We start from the raw sequence: 13,422 nt of genomic DNA, 5'->3' as shown, positions 1-13,422 counted from the left end.
AAATGGCAAAGGCAAAATTTGAAAGAAACAAACCACACGTAAATATAGGAACAATAGGCCACGTTGACCATGGTAAAACAACATTAACAGCAGCAATTACAATGGTATTAAACAAAAGATTTGGTTCAGGAGAAGCAATAAGCTATGACAACATAGACAAAGCTCCAGAAGAAAGAGAAAGAGGAATAACAATATCTACATCTCACGTAGAATATGAAACAGCAAACCGTCACTATGCACACGTAGACTGTCCAGGCCATGCTGACTACGTTAAGAACATGATAACGGGAGCAGCACAAATGGACGGAGCTATTTTAGTAGTATCAGCAGCAGACGGTCCAATGCCACAAACAAGAGAACATATATTATTATCAAGACAAGTAGGAGTACCAAAGATAGCGGTATTCTTAAATAAAGCAGATATGGTAGATGATGAAGAATTAATCGAATTAGTAGAAATGGAAGTAAGAGAATTACTATCCGAATATGAATTTGATGGAGACAACACACCAATCGTAGTAGGATCAGCATTAAAAGCAATAGAAGAACCAGACGGACCATGGGGAGACAAAATTGTTAAATTAATGGAAGAAGTAGATGCATACATTCCACAACCAGAAAGAGCAACAGATAAACCATTCCTAATGCCAGTAGAAGACGTATTCAGTATAACAGGAAGAGGAACAGTAGCAACAGGAAGAGTAGAAAGAGGAGTAGTAAAGACTGGAGACACAGTAGAAATTGTAGGATTATCAGAAGAATCCAGACAAATAGTAGTAACAGGAGTAGAAATGTTTAGAAAGCTACTAGACGAAGCTCAAGCAGGAGACAACATAGGAGCGTTATTAAGAGGAGTACAAAGATCAGAAATCGAAAGAGGTCAAGTATTATCTAAACCAAAGAGTATAACACCACATACAAAATTTGAATCAGAAGTATACGTATTAACAAAAGAAGAAGGTGGAAGACATACTCCATTCTTTAACGGATACAGACCACAATTTTATTTCAGAACAACAGACGTAACAGGAGATATTCAATTAGATGAAGGCGTAGAAATGGTAATGCCAGGAGATAACGCTAAATTTACAATTGAACTAATTACACCAATAGCAATGGAAGAAGGATTAAGATTTGCTATTCGTGAAGGTGGTAGAACAGTAGGAGCTGGAGTTGTAACTAAAGTTATTAAGTAATAAAAAATAAGATATTAAAAGAAGGGGTCTCCCTTCTTTTAATATCTATAAAAAAATAAAATATATGAAAAAACTTAGGTTTAATGAAAAAAAGACTTGAGTTTTTCTTCAGTCTGCTATAAAATATAGTAGTGTTTAATTTAAGACATTGCGATGATGCAAAAGGTGGCTGTTTTAAACAGGGAATTTTTGCTGAGAATGTCCGATTCAAAATCGGGCGACTGGAGTTGTCAGGGTGTTTTATTAAAAAAAATTAGCAACACACCCGGAAGAGTGTATCGGCAACCCCAAGTCGCATGTAAAATAACAGCATGCGATAAAAGGAGGGAATTAAATGTCAAACAATGGTAAACAAAAAATAAGAATTAGGTTAAAGGCTTATGATCATGAGCTTTTAGACTCATCAGCTCAAAGAATTGTTGAAACTGCAAAGAGAACAGGTGCTACTGTATCTGGTCCAGTGCCTCTACCAACAGAAAAAGAAATCATTACTATACTTAGAGCTGTTCACAAATATAAGGATTCAAGAGAACAATTTGAACAAAGAACACACAAGAGATTAATTGACATCCTTAACCCAAACCAAAAAACTGTAGATTCACTTATGAAATTGAATTTACCAGCCGGTGTTGATATTGAGATAAAGCTATAATTTCTTAGTATGATTACCAGGTGTAATCCGCTGTAAGACAATAGGAGGTGTAACAATGAAAAATATGATAGGTAAAAAAGTAGGAATGACTCAAATTTTCCAAGAAGATGGTAGTGTTGTTCCAGTAACAGTAGTTGAAGCTGGACCATTAGTAGTGGTTCAAAAGAAAACTGTTGAAAGTGACGGATATAATTCAATCCAAGTTGGATTTGTTAACATTAAAGAACATAAAATTAACAAACCTTTAAAGGGACATTTTGACAAAGCTAATGTTGAGTATAAAAAATATTTAAAAGAATTTTCAGTAGAAAATCCTGATGAATTCCAAATAGGTCAAGAAATTAAAGTGGATGTATTCGCTCAAGGAGATATGATAGACGTAACTGGTACTTCAAAAGGTAAAGGAACTCAAGGTGTTATTAAAAGACATGGATTTGGTAGAGGAAGAGAAACTCACGGTTCAAAATTCCATAGAGCACCAGGTGGTATGTCAGCAGGAACTTATCCTGGAAGAGTTTTCAAAGGTCATAAAATGGCTGGAAGAATGGGTAATGAACGAGTAACGGTTCAAAACCTTCAAGTAGTTAGAGTAGATGTAGAAAAGAATTTAATACTTATTAAAGGAGCTATTCCAGGACCAAAAGGTGGATTAGTGACTATAAGACAAACGGTTAAAAAGTAATAATTCAGGCGGAAAGGAGGATGCGAAATGCCTAAAGTTAATGTTTATAATATATTAGGAGAACAAGTAGGTGAAATTGAGTTAAATGAAGACATATTTGGTATTGAAGTAAACCAACATGTACTTTATGAGGTTGTTAAAAACCAACTTGCAAATAAAAGACAAGGAACTCAATCAACTAAAACTAGAGCTGAAGTAAGAGGTGGAGGAAGAAAACCTTGGAGACAAAAAGGCACAGGTAGAGCCCGTCAAGGTAGTATTAGAGCCCCTCATTGGACTGGCGGCGGAGTTACATTTGCACCAAAGCCAAGAGACTACAGTTATAAAGTGCCTAAAAAGGTTAAAAGGCTTGCTATGAAAAGTGCTTTATCTTCTAAAGTATTAAATAACGAAATAATTGTAATTGACGAACTAAACTTTGGAGCACCAAAGACTAAGGAAATGGCTAATTTATTAGCTAACTTAAAAGCTGATAAAAAAGCTCTTATAGTAATGGATGAAAAAAATGCAAATGTTATTAAATCAGCAAATAACATTCCGAATGTACAAACTGCTCTTGTAAATACATTAAATGTTTATGATATATTGAACCACAATTCCTTTATCATAACAAAAGAAGCAGTAAGAAAAGTGGAGGAGGTGTATGCATAATGCGTATTCCACACGATATTGTCATTAGACCAATAATCACGGAAAAAAGTATGGATGATATGGCGTATGGAAAATATACTTTTGTAGTGGATAAAAAGGCTAACAAGTCTGAAGTTAAGAAGGCTGTAGAAAGTATATTTGGTGTAAAGGTTGAAAAAGTAAATACTATGAACATGCTTGGCAAAGAAAAGAGAATGGGTGTTCATGTAGGAAGAAGACCAAACTGGAAAAAGGCTATCGTTAAATTAACGGAAGATTCTAAGAGAATAGAATTCTTTGAAGGAATGGAATAAAAGTTTCATAGAAGGAGGGAAAAACAATGAGTATTAGAAAATTCAAACCAACTTCCCCAGCAATCAGGCAAATGACTGTTTCCTCATTTGAAGAAATTACCAACAAAGAACCTGAAAAGTCACTAATTATTAATTTAAATAGAAGTGGTGGAAGAAACGCTCAAGGTAGAATCACTATCCGTCACAGAGGCGGCGGTGCTAAAAGAAAATATAGAATAATTGACTTTAAAAGAAATAAGGATGGCATACCTGGAAAAGTCGCATCCATTGAATATGATCCAAATAGAACTGCCAATATAGCTCTTATAAACTATGCTGATGGTGAAAAGAGATATATCCTTGCACCTTATGGTTTAAAAGTTGATGATGTTATTGAATCTGGTGAAAATGCAGATATTAAAACTGGTAACTGTTTACAACTTAAAGATATTCCTGTGGGAACAACAGTACACAATGTTGAGTTGAAACCTGGAAAAGGTGGTCAATTAGTTAGATCAGCTGGTGCTGAAGCACAATTAATGGCTAAAGAAGGCAAATATGCCCAATTAAGACTTCCCTCAGGAGAGTTTAGATTAGTTAGAGTTGAATGTCGAGCTACAATAGGTCAAGTAGGAAATGTAGATCACGAAAATATTACAATAGGAAAAGCTGGAAGAAAGAGACATATGGGCATAAGACCTACAGTTAGAGGTAGTGCCATGAATCCGGTAGACCATCCACACGGAGGTGGAGAAGGTAGAGCACCAATTGGTATGCCATCACCATTAACTCCATGGGGTAAACCAGCTCTAGGATTGAAAACTAGAAAGAAAAACAAGAAATCTAACAAATATATCGTAAGAAGAAGAACTAAGTAGTTTGAAACTATCTGAAAGGAGGAATAATCATGGGTAGATCTCTGAAAAAAGGACCCTTTTGTGATGATCATCTTCTTAAAAAAATAGAAGAGTTAAATAAAAATAATGATAAAAAAGTTATAAAAACATGGTCACGTCGTTCAACTATATTCCCACAAATGGTTGGTCATACTATAGCTGTGCATGATGGAAGAAAACATGTTCCAATATATATTACCGAAGACATGGTAGGTCATAAGCTTGGCGAATTTGTTCCTACGAGAACATATAGAGGACACGCTGACAAGACTGAAAAATCAACAGGCTTAAGATAGAAGGAAAAGGAGGGAATCATAGTGGAAGCTAGAGCTATAGCTAAATATATACGAATTTCACCCTTAAAGGTAAATTTTATATGTAATGAAATTAGAGGCAAGCAAGTAGACGAAGCTTTATCAATTTTAAGATTTACACCTAAAAAAGGTGCTAAAGTACTTGAAAAAGTTTTAAGCTCTGCTATTGCCAATGCTGAAAATAACTTCAATATGGATAGGGATAAACTTTATGTAGCTGAAGCCTATGCTAATGATGGTCCACAACTTAAAAGATGGAGACCAAAGGCAAGAGGAATGGCTTATCCTATACTAAAGAGGAGTAGTCATATAGGAGTCACTGTAAAAGAACGTGATTAGAGAAGGAGGGATAGTTAATGGGCCAAAAGGTTAACCCACACGGTTTAAGGGTCGGAATAATAAAAGATTGGGATTCAAAGTGGTATGCTGACAGCAAAAACTTTAATGAATTCTTAGTAGAAGATTATAAAATCCGTGAATATGTAAAGAAAAAATTATTTATTTCAGGAGTTTCTAGAATTGAAATAGAAAGAGCTGCCAATAGAATAAAGCTTACTGTATATACAGCTAAACCAGGTATGGTAATAGGAAAAGGCGGTTCAGGTGTAGAAGAACTAAGATTAAACTTAGAAAAAATGACTAAGAAAAACGTAGTAGTAAATGTAGAAGAAGTAAAGGTAGCAGAACTTGATGCACAGTTAGTGGCAGAAAATATTGCTTCTCAACTTGAAAGAAGAGTTTCTTTTAGAAGAGCAATGAAACAAGCGATCCAAAGGACTATGAGATCAGGTGCAAAAGGAATTAAGACTTCTGTATCAGGAAGACTAGGCGGAGCTGATATGGCTAGAACAGAAGGATATAGTGAAGGAACAATACCTCTTCAAACATTAAGAGCAGATATAGATTACGGTTTTGCAGAAGCGGATACAACCTATGGAAAACTTGGTGTAAAAGTATGGTTATACAAAGGAGAGGTTCTTCCTACGAAGAAAGTTGAAAAAGTAAAAGGGAAAGACACTGTTGAAAAATAGCTTATAAATAGCTGTAGGAAGGAGGAAGGTAAAAATGTTAATGCCTAAAAGAGTAAAATATCGTAGAGTTCATAGAGGAAGAATGAAAGGTAAAGCAACTCGTGGTAATACTATTACTTACGGTGAATTTGGACTACAAGCCCTAGAACCAACTTGGATAACATCCAATCAAATAGAGGCTGCAAGACGTGCGATGACAAGATATATAAAAAGGGGCGGGAATATTTGGATTAAAGTTTTTCCGGATAAGCCAGTTACTGAAAAGCCAGCTGAAACACGTATGGGTTCTGGGAAAGGATCACCTGAGTATTGGGTAGCAGTTGTTAAGCCAGGTAGAATCTTATTTGAAATGGGTGGAGTACCAGAAGATGTTGCTAGAGAAGCAATGAGACTTGCGGCACATAAATTGCCTATAAAAACTAAATTTGTTACTCGTGAGGATTCTCAGGAAAAGGGTGGTGAAGCTAATGAAGGCTAAAGAAACTCGCCAAATGTCAGAACAAGAATTAAATAATAAATTATTAGAGTTAAAAACAGAATTATTCAACCTAAGATTTCAATTGGCTACAGGCCAACTTGATAACCCTATGAGAATTAAAGCTGTAAGAAAAGACATAGCTCGTGTAAAAACCATCGTTAGGGAAAGAGAACTAGGTATAGGAAAGGAGGTTTAACCTCAAATGGAAAGAGGAAACCGTAAAGTCAGAGTAGGTACTGTTGTAAGCGATAAAATGGATAAAACTATAGTGGTTGCTATTGAAACATTTGTAACCCATCCTTTATATAAAAAGCAAATTAAGAGAACAACAAAATTTAAGGCTCATGACGAAAACAATGAATGCAGAAAAGGCGATGTTGTTAAAATAATGGAAACTAGACCATTGAGCAAGGATAAGAGATGGAGACTTGTGAGTGTATTAGAAAAGGCAAAATAGTTCTTTTGCCTGGAAAGGAGGTATTCTAATGATTCAAACGGAAAGCCGTATGAGAGTTGCTGATAATTCAGGTGCAAAAGAGTTATTGGTTATCAGAGTATTAGGTGGTACAAATAAGAAATATGCTAGTGTAGGAGATATAGTAGTTTGTTCCGTTAAAAGTGCAACACCTGGAGGGGTTGTTAAAAAAGGAGACGTAATAAAAGCAGTAATTGTAAGAACAAAACAAGGTGTTAGAAGAAATGATGGAAGCTACATTAAGTTTGATGACAATGCAGCGGTTATTATAAAGGATGATAAAAACCCAGTAGGTACTCGTATATTTGGTCCTGTTACAAGGGAACTAAGAAGAGGAAACTTCATGAAAATTATATCCTTAGCACCGGAAGTACTATAAGAGGAGGTGTAAAGTATGCATGTAAAGAGCGGAGATACAGTAGTGATTATTTCTGGAAAAGATAAAGGAAAAAAAGGAAAAGTTTTAAAAGTGTTTCCTAAAGCAAATAGAGTAATAGTTGAAGGTGTAAACATGCTTACAAAGCATAAAAAAGCACAAGGTCCAACTCAACAAGGCGGAATAATCCATCAAGAAGGACCAATCCATGTTTCTAAAGTTATGTACTACTGTGATAAAGATAAGAATGGAGTAAGAATAGGACATAAGTTCTTGGAAAATGGAAACAAAGTTAGAGTATGTAAAAAATGTGGAGAAGTTCTAGATAAATAACGTAATATCGAAAGGAGGTAATAGGAATGACTTCCAGACTACAAGAAAAATATGAAAACGAAGTTGTTAAAGCCTTAATGGAAAAATTTCAATATAAAAATATAATGGAAGTTCCAAGACTTGAAAAAGTTATTGTAAACATGGGAATTGGTGAAGCTAGAGATAATCCAAAAACATTAGAAAGTGCAGTAAAAGAATTGGAACTAATTGTAGGTCAAAAACCTGTTATAACAAAAGCTAAAAAATCAATAGCTAACTTTAAACTTCGTGAAGGAATGAACGTAGGTACAAAGGTTACATTAAGAGGCGATAAGATGTATCACTTCCTAGATAAGTTAATGAACATAGCTCTTCCAAGAGTTAGAGACTTTAGAGGAGTAAGCGATACTTCTTTTGATGGTAGAGGAAACTATGCATTAGGTATTAAAGAACAGCTGATATTCCCAGAAATTGAATATGATATGATTGAATCTATTAGAGGAATGGATATAGTTATTGTAACTACAGCAAAGACTGATGAAGAAGCTAAAGCGTTCTTAGAGCTAATGGGTATGCCCTTTAAAAAGTAAAGAAGGAGGGAAAATGTCTTGGCGAAAAAATCAATGATTGCTAAACAACAAAGAAAGCAAAAGTTTAGTACAAGAGAATATAATAGATGTAAAATTTGTGGAAGACCTCATGCGTATTTAAGAAAATATGGAGTATGTCGTATTTGTTTTAGAGAATTAGCATACAAAGGCCAAATCCCTGGTGTTAAAAAAGCAAGTTGGTAGTAATGAAGGTTATGAAAGGAGGTAGCTAAATTATGATGACAGACCCAATTGCAGATATGTTAACGAGAATAAGAAATGGAAATAATGCAAAGCATGATTCTGTTGATATTCCTGCTTCAAATATTAAAAAGCAATTAGCACAAATCCTATTGAATGAAGGGTTCATAAAAGGTTACGATGTAATAGATGATGGTAAACAAGGGATTATAAGAGTAGACTTAAAATATGGAAAACATAATGAAAAAGTTATTAGTGGAATAAAGAGAATTTCCAAACCAGGTCTTAGAGTTTATGTTAAGAGCGATGAGATACCAAGAGTATTAGGTGGTCTTGGAATAGCAATCCTTTCTACATCAAAAGGAATAATGACTGACAAAGATGCTAGAAAAGGCGAAATAGGCGGAGAAGTTATTTGTTACGTTTGGTAATAAAATAACTACACTACAGGAACAGGAGGTGCACTCATGTCAAGAATAGGATTGAAACCAATCAATATCCCAAGTGGAGTTGAAGTTAAAATAAATGATAAAAATTACGTTGAAGTAAAAGGACCTAAAGGACAATTAGCTGAACAAATAAGTCCTGAAATGGAAATTAAAATAGAAGATGGCGTGCTAACAGTTGCTCGTCCAACAGAAAATAAAAAGCATAGATCATTACATGGATTAGCAAGAACCTTAATTGCTAACATGATTGAAGGAGTTACCAATGGATACTCTAAAACGTTAGAAATAGAGGGTACTGGATATAGAGCTCAAAAACAAGGAAATAAATTAGTACTTACTTTAGGATATTCTCATCCAGTAGAACTTGAAGATCCAAAAGGAATTGAAGTAGAAGTTCCACAACAAAACAGAATTATAGTTAAAGGCATAAATAAACAACAAGTAGGTAATTATGCAGCTGTTATCAGAGAATTTAGAAAACCTGAGCCTTATAAAGGAAAAGGTATTAGATACTCTAACGAAGTTGTTAGACGTAAGGTTGGTAAGACTGGTAAGTAGAGGGGAGTGAAGAACGTTGCTAAAAAAAATAAATAGAAATGAAAATAGAAAAAATAGGCATGAAAGAGTAAGACAAAAAGTATATGGAACTCCTGAAAGACCAAGACTTAATGTATATAGAAGTGGAAACCATATATATGCACAAATAATTGATGACGTAGCAGGTCATACATTAGCTTCAGCTTCCACATTAGATAAAAGTTTAAACCTTACTTCAACTCAGAACAAGGAAGCTGCTAAAGTTATTGGAGAATTAGTTGCAAAAAGAGCTTTAGAAAAAGGAATAGAAGAAGTTGTATTCGACAGAGGCGGATTTATTTATCATGGAAGAATAAAAGAACTTGCTGAAGGTGCAAGAGAAGCAGGACTTAAATTTTAATAGAAGGAGGGGAATAAATGGAACGTTCATATATAGATCCAAACGAACTGGACTTAAAAGAAAGAGTTGTTAGTATTAACCGTGTTACTAAAGTTGTAAAAGGCGGTAGAAACTTTAGATTTAGTGCATTAGTAGTAGTTGGAGATGAAAACGGTCATGTAGGCGTAGGAATGGCTAAAGCTTTAGAAGTACCTGAAGCTATAAGAAAAGCAATCCAAGACGCTAAAAAACACATAATCGAAGTTCCCCTTGTAGGAACTACAGTACCACATGAAATCTTAGGAGAATTTGGTGCAGGAAGAGTATTACTTAAACCATCTAAAGAAGGTACTGGAGTTATTGCTGGTGGAGCAGTGCGTGCTGTATGTGAATTAGCAGGCATTAGAGATATAAGAACAAAAAGTTTAGGAACAAGTAATCCAAGAAACGTTGTAAATGCAACAATGGAAGCTTTAAAAGGATTAAAGAGAGCAGAAGATGTTGCAAAATTAAGAGGAAAAACTGTTGAAGAATTATTAGGCTAGGGGGGATTAAAATGACTAAGATCAAAATTAAGTTGGTTAAAAGCACTATCGGAAAACCTGAAACACATAAGAAAACCATAGAAGCTCTTGGATTAACAAAGATCGGTCAAGTAGTGGAAAAAGATGATACCCCTCAAATCAGAGGTATGATAGATCAAGTAAACTACATGGTTGAAGTGATAGAATAAGTTTAGAGGAGGTGTACCTATGAAACTAAATGAGTTAAGACCAAATGCTGGTGGAGGAACTAAGAAAACTAAAAGGTTAGGTAGAGGAACCGGCTCAGGTCATGGTAAAACTTCTGGTAAAGGACATAAAGGTCAAAATGCTAGATCTGGCGGAGGTGTAAGACCAGGTTTTGAAGGTGGCCAAATGCCATTATTTAGAAGAATTCCAAAACGTGGATTTACTAACATATTTGCTAAAGAATATGCCACAATAAATGTGGATGATTTAAATAGATTTGGTGAAAATACTGTAGTTACTCCTGAACTTCTATTTAATGAAGGTATCGTTAAAAGGGGTAAAGCAAAAGATGGAATTAAAATTCTTGGAGATGGAGAACTAAGCATAAAGCTAACTGTAAAGGCACACAAATTTAGTAAAACTGCCGCTGAGAAGATTGAAGCTGCAGGAGGAAAGGTAGAGGTGATATAAATGCTTTCAACCTTAAGGAATGCCTGGAAAATACCAGATATAAGAAAGAGAATTATATTTACCCTATTAATGTTATTAGTTTTTAGACTTGGTTCTAGCATTCCAGTACCATATATGAATAAACAGGCTATAAAAGATATATTTGCAGCTTCACAAGGAGGACTTTTACAATTCCTTGACTTGATGGCAGGAGGTACTTTTAGTAGTTTTAGTATATTTGCTTTAAATATATATCCGTATATTACTGCCTCAATTATCATTCAGCTTTTAACAATTGCTATTCCTAGATTAGAGGAAATAGCTAAAGAAGGAGAAGAAGGTAGGAAAAAAATAGCTAGATATACCAAATATGGTGCTATGATATTAGCATTAATTCAAGCAATAGGGTTTACTTTTGGATTATTTAGATCAGCAATTGAAACAACTAATGTTTTACAAAATACTATAGTAATAATATCTTTAATAGCTGGTACATCATTTTTAATGTGGCTAGGAGATTTGATTACTGAAAAAGGTATAGGTAATGGTACATCTTTAATAATCTTTGTTGGTATTATATCAAGATTACCTCATGAAATAGTTAAGACATTAGGATTAGTTAAAGTAGGTCAATTGAGTGCTATTAAAGTTATACTATTTGGTATAGTGGCTTTAATTATAATAGCTTTAGTTATTGCTTTACAAGAAGGAGAAAGAAGAATTCCAGTACAATATGCAAAGAGAGTAGTGGGTAGGAAAATGTATGGGGGTCAAAGTACTCATATACCAATTAAAGTGTCAATGGCAGGAGTTATTCCTGTAATATTTGCTTCTTCATTATTGGCATTCCCACAAACTATATTTCTTTTCATTAAAGGACAGCAATCACCATGGATAACTAAGTATTTAACACCAGCAGGAAATGTTGGAGTTTGGATATATTCAATATTGAACATATTGTTAATAATGTTTTTCACTTATTTTTATACAGCAATTCAATTTAATACTGTAGAATACTCAAAAAACTTACAACAATATGGTGGATTTATTCCAGGAATTAGACCTGGTAGACCTACATCTGATTATTTAAATAAGGTTGTTACTAGAATTACTTTTGTAGGAGCTATATCATTAGCAATATTGGCTTCGCTACCAATACTTCTTTCTAAAGCATTTGGAATGCAAGTTAACTTTGGTGGAACAGCTATAATAATCGTAGTAGGAGTTGCAATGGAAACAGTTAAACAAATAGAATCTCAAATGTTAATGAGACATTACAAAGGCTTCTTAAAATAAAACTATAGGGAGATGATTATATTGAGACTAGTATTACTAGGACCTCCAGGAGCAGGAAAGGGTACTCAAGCATCAGCTATAGTTAAGAAATATAATATACCACACATATCAACAGGAGATATATTCAGAGCCAATATTAAAGAAGGTACTGAATTAGGTAAAAAGGCAAAAGAATATATGGATAAAGGCCTTTTAGTTCCCGATGATGTTGTGGTTTCAATTGTGAAAGACAGATTGACTAAGGAAGATTGTAAAGAAGGCTTCCTATTAGATGGATTTCCTAGAACAGTTAATCAAGCAGATGCTTTAGATAAAGAACTCTCACAAATGGGTATAAAATTAGACAAAGTAGTAAACATTGATGCAGATAAGGAAATACTAATTGCTAGAGCTATTGGTAGAAGAATTTGTAGAGAGTGTGGTGCCACATATCATATTAAGTTTAATCCTTCTAAAGTTGAAAATGTTTGTGATATTGAAGGAGGACAGCTTTTCCAAAGAGATGATGATAAGGAAGAAACTGTTGCAAAGAGAATAGAAGTATATTTAAAAGAAACTCAGCCTTTAATTGATTATTATAAGGAAAAAGGGTTAATATTAAATGTAGATGGTACTAAACCAATAAATGAAATATTTGAAGAAATAGTTAAAGCTTTGGGAAGATAACCAATGAGAAAGGCTTGAAGCCTTTCTCCAGTTGATTAATCAGGTACCAATAAAGAGGTGAATTTGATGGATTCAACTAACGACATAACCGTAGGACAGGTGGTTAAGTCGAGAGCTGGCCGAGATGAAGGACGTATTTTCTTGATATTGGATATAGTAGATCATCAACACGTTTTAGTTGTTGATGGAGATTTAAGAAAACTAGATAATCCAAAGAAGAAAAAGATTAAACATTTAATTGTTTATAATACGGTACTACCAGAACTAAAGTATAAATTAGATAATAAGATTAAAATTAATAATGCTTATGTTAGAAAATTGTTAGAACCTTTCAATAAAAGTTTCTAAATTCGTTTGAACAGGAGGTTCGAAAATCGAATGCCTAAAAAAGATGTTATTGAAGTGGAAGGTACGGTAGTAGATGCCTTACCTAACGCTATATTTAAAGTAAAACTAGAAAATGGCCATGAAATATTAGCTCATATTTCTGGAAAACTAAGGATGAATTATATAAGGATACTTCCTGGAGATAAAGTAACAGTTGAACTGTCACCCTACGATTTGACTAGAGGTAGAATTACCTGGCGAAACAAGTAGCATAGGAGGGATTTAAATGAAGGTAAGACCATCAGTAAAAAAGATGTGTGAAAAGTGTAAGATCATAAGAAGAAAAGGAAGAGTAATGGTTATTTGTGAAAATCCAAAACACAAACAAAAACAAGGTTAATTTATTTAATTTAATATAGAACGCGGCTGCTTATGTATATTTAGATATAATTAGGAGGTGT

Annotated in this window: 27 protein-coding genes; all 27 read left to right on the top strand. The window is 34.1% G+C overall.

Features of this window, described 5'->3' with window-relative positions:
* Window positions 1–2: 2 nt before the first annotated feature.
* Window positions 3–1,196: an elongation factor Tu gene (gene tuf, locus KQI42_RS11525; RefSeq protein ID WP_216519918.1), complete on the top strand. Its 1,194-nt coding sequence runs from the start codon at window positions 3–5 to the stop codon at window positions 1,194–1,196.
* 334 nt (window positions 1,197–1,530) lie between these two features.
* Window positions 1,531–1,848: a 30S ribosomal protein S10 gene (gene rpsJ / locus KQI42_RS11520; protein WP_216519916.1), complete on the top strand. Its 318-nt coding sequence runs from the start codon at window positions 1,531–1,533 to the stop codon at window positions 1,846–1,848.
* Window positions 1,849–1,903: 55 nt separating this feature from the next.
* Window positions 1,904–2,530 carry a 50S ribosomal protein L3 gene (gene rplC, locus KQI42_RS11515; protein WP_216519914.1) on the top strand — a complete coding sequence of 209 codons (627 nt, stop codon included), beginning with the start codon at window positions 1,904–1,906 and terminating at the stop codon, window positions 2,528–2,530.
* A 27-nt stretch (window positions 2,531–2,557) separates the two neighbouring features.
* Window positions 2,558–3,181 carry a 50S ribosomal protein L4 gene (gene rplD, locus KQI42_RS11510; RefSeq protein ID WP_216519911.1) on the top strand — a complete coding sequence of 208 codons (624 nt, stop codon included), beginning with the start codon at window positions 2,558–2,560 and terminating at the stop codon, window positions 3,179–3,181.
* Window positions 3,181–3,474 (top strand): 50S ribosomal protein L23, encoded by a 294-nt coding sequence (gene rplW, locus KQI42_RS11505; RefSeq protein WP_216519909.1) that lies wholly within the window; start codon window positions 3,181–3,183, stop codon window positions 3,472–3,474. Before rplD ends, rplW begins: the two co-directional genes overlap by 1 nt.
* Before the next feature lie 26 nt (window positions 3,475–3,500).
* The gene (gene rplB / locus KQI42_RS11500) at window positions 3,501–4,331 is read left to right on the top strand and encodes a 50S ribosomal protein L2 (protein ID WP_216519907.1); all 831 of its coding nucleotides are present in this window, start codon (window positions 3,501–3,503) and stop codon (window positions 4,329–4,331) included.
* Window positions 4,332–4,360: 29 nt separating this feature from the next.
* Complete coding sequence (gene rpsS, locus KQI42_RS11495) at window positions 4,361–4,645, top strand: 30S ribosomal protein S19 (RefSeq protein ID WP_216519905.1); 285 nt, start codon at window positions 4,361–4,363, stop codon at window positions 4,643–4,645.
* A gap of 21 nt (window positions 4,646–4,666) precedes the next feature.
* The gene (rplV, locus tag KQI42_RS11490; RefSeq protein WP_216519903.1) at window positions 4,667–5,002 is read left to right on the top strand and encodes a 50S ribosomal protein L22; all 336 of its coding nucleotides are present in this window, start codon (window positions 4,667–4,669) and stop codon (window positions 5,000–5,002) included.
* 17 nt (window positions 5,003–5,019) lie between these two features.
* Complete coding sequence (gene rpsC / locus KQI42_RS11485) at window positions 5,020–5,694, top strand: 30S ribosomal protein S3 (RefSeq protein WP_216519900.1); 675 nt, start codon at window positions 5,020–5,022, stop codon at window positions 5,692–5,694.
* Window positions 5,695–5,728: 34 nt separating this feature from the next.
* The gene (gene rplP / locus KQI42_RS11480; RefSeq protein ID WP_216519898.1) at window positions 5,729–6,172 is read left to right on the top strand and encodes a 50S ribosomal protein L16; all 444 of its coding nucleotides are present in this window, start codon (window positions 5,729–5,731) and stop codon (window positions 6,170–6,172) included.
* Window positions 6,162–6,368, top strand: coding sequence for a 50S ribosomal protein L29 (rpmC, locus tag KQI42_RS11475; RefSeq protein ID WP_216519896.1), 207 nt, complete (start codon window positions 6,162–6,164; stop codon window positions 6,366–6,368). Before rplP ends, rpmC begins: the two co-directional genes overlap by 11 nt.
* A 6-nt stretch (window positions 6,369–6,374) precedes the next feature.
* Window positions 6,375–6,629, top strand: coding sequence for a 30S ribosomal protein S17 (gene rpsQ, locus KQI42_RS11470; RefSeq protein WP_216519894.1), 255 nt, complete (start codon window positions 6,375–6,377; stop codon window positions 6,627–6,629).
* A gap of 28 nt (window positions 6,630–6,657) precedes the next feature.
* Window positions 6,658–7,026, top strand: coding sequence for a 50S ribosomal protein L14 (gene rplN / locus KQI42_RS11465; protein ID WP_216519892.1), 369 nt, complete (start codon window positions 6,658–6,660; stop codon window positions 7,024–7,026).
* Between the two features lie 15 nt (window positions 7,027–7,041).
* Window positions 7,042–7,356 (top strand): 50S ribosomal protein L24, encoded by a 315-nt coding sequence (gene rplX / locus KQI42_RS11460; protein ID WP_216519890.1) that lies wholly within the window; start codon window positions 7,042–7,044, stop codon window positions 7,354–7,356.
* Between the two features lie 26 nt (window positions 7,357–7,382).
* Window positions 7,383–7,925 carry a 50S ribosomal protein L5 gene (rplE, locus tag KQI42_RS11455; RefSeq protein ID WP_216519888.1) on the top strand — a complete coding sequence of 181 codons (543 nt, stop codon included), beginning with the start codon at window positions 7,383–7,385 and terminating at the stop codon, window positions 7,923–7,925.
* 18 nt (window positions 7,926–7,943) lie between these two features.
* The gene (locus KQI42_RS11450) at window positions 7,944–8,129 is read left to right on the top strand and encodes a type Z 30S ribosomal protein S14 (RefSeq protein WP_216519886.1); all 186 of its coding nucleotides are present in this window, start codon (window positions 7,944–7,946) and stop codon (window positions 8,127–8,129) included.
* 32 nt (window positions 8,130–8,161) lie between these two features.
* Complete coding sequence (rpsH, locus tag KQI42_RS11445) at window positions 8,162–8,557, top strand: 30S ribosomal protein S8 (RefSeq protein ID WP_216519884.1); 396 nt, start codon at window positions 8,162–8,164, stop codon at window positions 8,555–8,557.
* Window positions 8,558–8,593: 36 nt separating this feature from the next.
* Entirely contained in the window at window positions 8,594–9,133 is a 540-nt protein-coding gene (rplF, locus tag KQI42_RS11440; RefSeq protein WP_216519883.1) for a 50S ribosomal protein L6, read from the top strand.
* Between the two features lie 16 nt (window positions 9,134–9,149).
* Entirely contained in the window at window positions 9,150–9,512 is a 363-nt protein-coding gene (rplR, locus tag KQI42_RS11435) for a 50S ribosomal protein L18 (RefSeq protein ID WP_216519881.1), read from the top strand.
* A gap of 17 nt (window positions 9,513–9,529) precedes the next feature.
* Entirely contained in the window at window positions 9,530–10,036 is a 507-nt protein-coding gene (gene rpsE, locus KQI42_RS11430) for a 30S ribosomal protein S5 (RefSeq protein ID WP_216519880.1), read from the top strand.
* A gap of 11 nt (window positions 10,037–10,047) precedes the next feature.
* A complete protein-coding gene (gene rpmD / locus KQI42_RS11425; RefSeq protein ID WP_216519878.1) occupies window positions 10,048–10,224 on the top strand; it encodes a 50S ribosomal protein L30 in 177 nt (58 codons plus the stop codon).
* A 19-nt stretch (window positions 10,225–10,243) separates the two neighbouring features.
* Entirely contained in the window at window positions 10,244–10,693 is a 450-nt protein-coding gene (gene rplO, locus KQI42_RS11420) for a 50S ribosomal protein L15 (protein WP_216519876.1), read from the top strand.
* A complete protein-coding gene (gene secY / locus KQI42_RS11415; RefSeq protein WP_216519874.1) occupies window positions 10,694–11,968 on the top strand; it encodes a preprotein translocase subunit SecY in 1,275 nt (424 codons plus the stop codon).
* 21 nt (window positions 11,969–11,989) lie between these two features.
* Window positions 11,990–12,634: an adenylate kinase gene (locus tag KQI42_RS11410; protein WP_216519872.1), complete on the top strand. Its 645-nt coding sequence runs from the start codon at window positions 11,990–11,992 to the stop codon at window positions 12,632–12,634.
* Window positions 12,635–12,700: 66 nt separating this feature from the next.
* Window positions 12,701–12,982 carry a KOW domain-containing RNA-binding protein gene (locus tag KQI42_RS11405; protein WP_216519870.1) on the top strand — a complete coding sequence of 94 codons (282 nt, stop codon included), beginning with the start codon at window positions 12,701–12,703 and terminating at the stop codon, window positions 12,980–12,982.
* 30 nt (window positions 12,983–13,012) lie between these two features.
* The gene (infA, locus tag KQI42_RS11400; protein ID WP_216519868.1) at window positions 13,013–13,231 is read left to right on the top strand and encodes a translation initiation factor IF-1; all 219 of its coding nucleotides are present in this window, start codon (window positions 13,013–13,015) and stop codon (window positions 13,229–13,231) included.
* Between the two features lie 16 nt (window positions 13,232–13,247).
* The gene (gene rpmJ, locus KQI42_RS11395; protein ID WP_004833592.1) at window positions 13,248–13,361 is read left to right on the top strand and encodes a 50S ribosomal protein L36; all 114 of its coding nucleotides are present in this window, start codon (window positions 13,248–13,250) and stop codon (window positions 13,359–13,361) included.
* Window positions 13,362–13,422 lie beyond the last annotated feature (61 nt).

Origin of the sequence: Tissierella simiarum, assembly GCF_018917865.1 — a bacterium.
GTDB classification, from domain to species: domain Bacteria; phylum Bacillota; class Clostridia; order Tissierellales; family Tissierellaceae; genus Tissierella_C; species Tissierella_C simiarum.
The sequence above is the reverse complement of the archived record's forward strand: the minus strand, read 5'-3'. Positions and strand labels throughout refer to the sequence as shown.

Coding starts and splice junctions, on each gene's coding strand:
- tuf (WP_216519918.1), top strand. CDS start 3: ATGGCAAAGGCAAAATTTGAAAGAAACAAACCACACGTAAATATAGGA.
- rpsJ (WP_216519916.1), top strand. CDS start 1,531: ATGTCAAACAATGGTAAACAAAAAATAAGAATTAGGTTAAAGGCTTAT.
- rplC (WP_216519914.1), top strand. CDS start 1,904: ATGAAAAATATGATAGGTAAAAAAGTAGGAATGACTCAAATTTTCCAA.
- rplD (WP_216519911.1), top strand. CDS start 2,558: ATGCCTAAAGTTAATGTTTATAATATATTAGGAGAACAAGTAGGTGAA.
- rplW (WP_216519909.1), top strand. CDS start 3,181: ATGCGTATTCCACACGATATTGTCATTAGACCAATAATCACGGAAAAA.
- rplB (WP_216519907.1), top strand. CDS start 3,501: ATGAGTATTAGAAAATTCAAACCAACTTCCCCAGCAATCAGGCAAATG.
- rpsS (WP_216519905.1), top strand. CDS start 4,361: ATGGGTAGATCTCTGAAAAAAGGACCCTTTTGTGATGATCATCTTCTT.
- rpsC (WP_216519900.1), top strand. CDS start 5,020: ATGGGCCAAAAGGTTAACCCACACGGTTTAAGGGTCGGAATAATAAAA.
- rplP (WP_216519898.1), top strand. CDS start 5,729: ATGTTAATGCCTAAAAGAGTAAAATATCGTAGAGTTCATAGAGGAAGA.
- rpmC (WP_216519896.1), top strand. CDS start 6,162: ATGAAGGCTAAAGAAACTCGCCAAATGTCAGAACAAGAATTAAATAAT.
- rpsQ (WP_216519894.1), top strand. CDS start 6,375: ATGGAAAGAGGAAACCGTAAAGTCAGAGTAGGTACTGTTGTAAGCGAT.
- rplN (WP_216519892.1), top strand. CDS start 6,658: ATGATTCAAACGGAAAGCCGTATGAGAGTTGCTGATAATTCAGGTGCA.
- rplX (WP_216519890.1), top strand. CDS start 7,042: ATGCATGTAAAGAGCGGAGATACAGTAGTGATTATTTCTGGAAAAGAT.
- rplE (WP_216519888.1), top strand. CDS start 7,383: ATGACTTCCAGACTACAAGAAAAATATGAAAACGAAGTTGTTAAAGCC.
- rpsH (WP_216519884.1), top strand. CDS start 8,162: ATGATGACAGACCCAATTGCAGATATGTTAACGAGAATAAGAAATGGA.
- rplF (WP_216519883.1), top strand. CDS start 8,594: ATGTCAAGAATAGGATTGAAACCAATCAATATCCCAAGTGGAGTTGAA.
- rpsE (WP_216519880.1), top strand. CDS start 9,530: ATGGAACGTTCATATATAGATCCAAACGAACTGGACTTAAAAGAAAGA.
- rpmD (WP_216519878.1), top strand. CDS start 10,048: ATGACTAAGATCAAAATTAAGTTGGTTAAAAGCACTATCGGAAAACCT.
- rplO (WP_216519876.1), top strand. CDS start 10,244: ATGAAACTAAATGAGTTAAGACCAAATGCTGGTGGAGGAACTAAGAAA.
- secY (WP_216519874.1), top strand. CDS start 10,694: ATGCTTTCAACCTTAAGGAATGCCTGGAAAATACCAGATATAAGAAAG.
- KQI42_RS11405 (WP_216519870.1), top strand. CDS start 12,701: ATGGATTCAACTAACGACATAACCGTAGGACAGGTGGTTAAGTCGAGA.
- infA (WP_216519868.1), top strand. CDS start 13,013: ATGCCTAAAAAAGATGTTATTGAAGTGGAAGGTACGGTAGTAGATGCC.
- rpmJ (WP_004833592.1), top strand. CDS start 13,248: ATGAAGGTAAGACCATCAGTAAAAAAGATGTGTGAAAAGTGTAAGATC.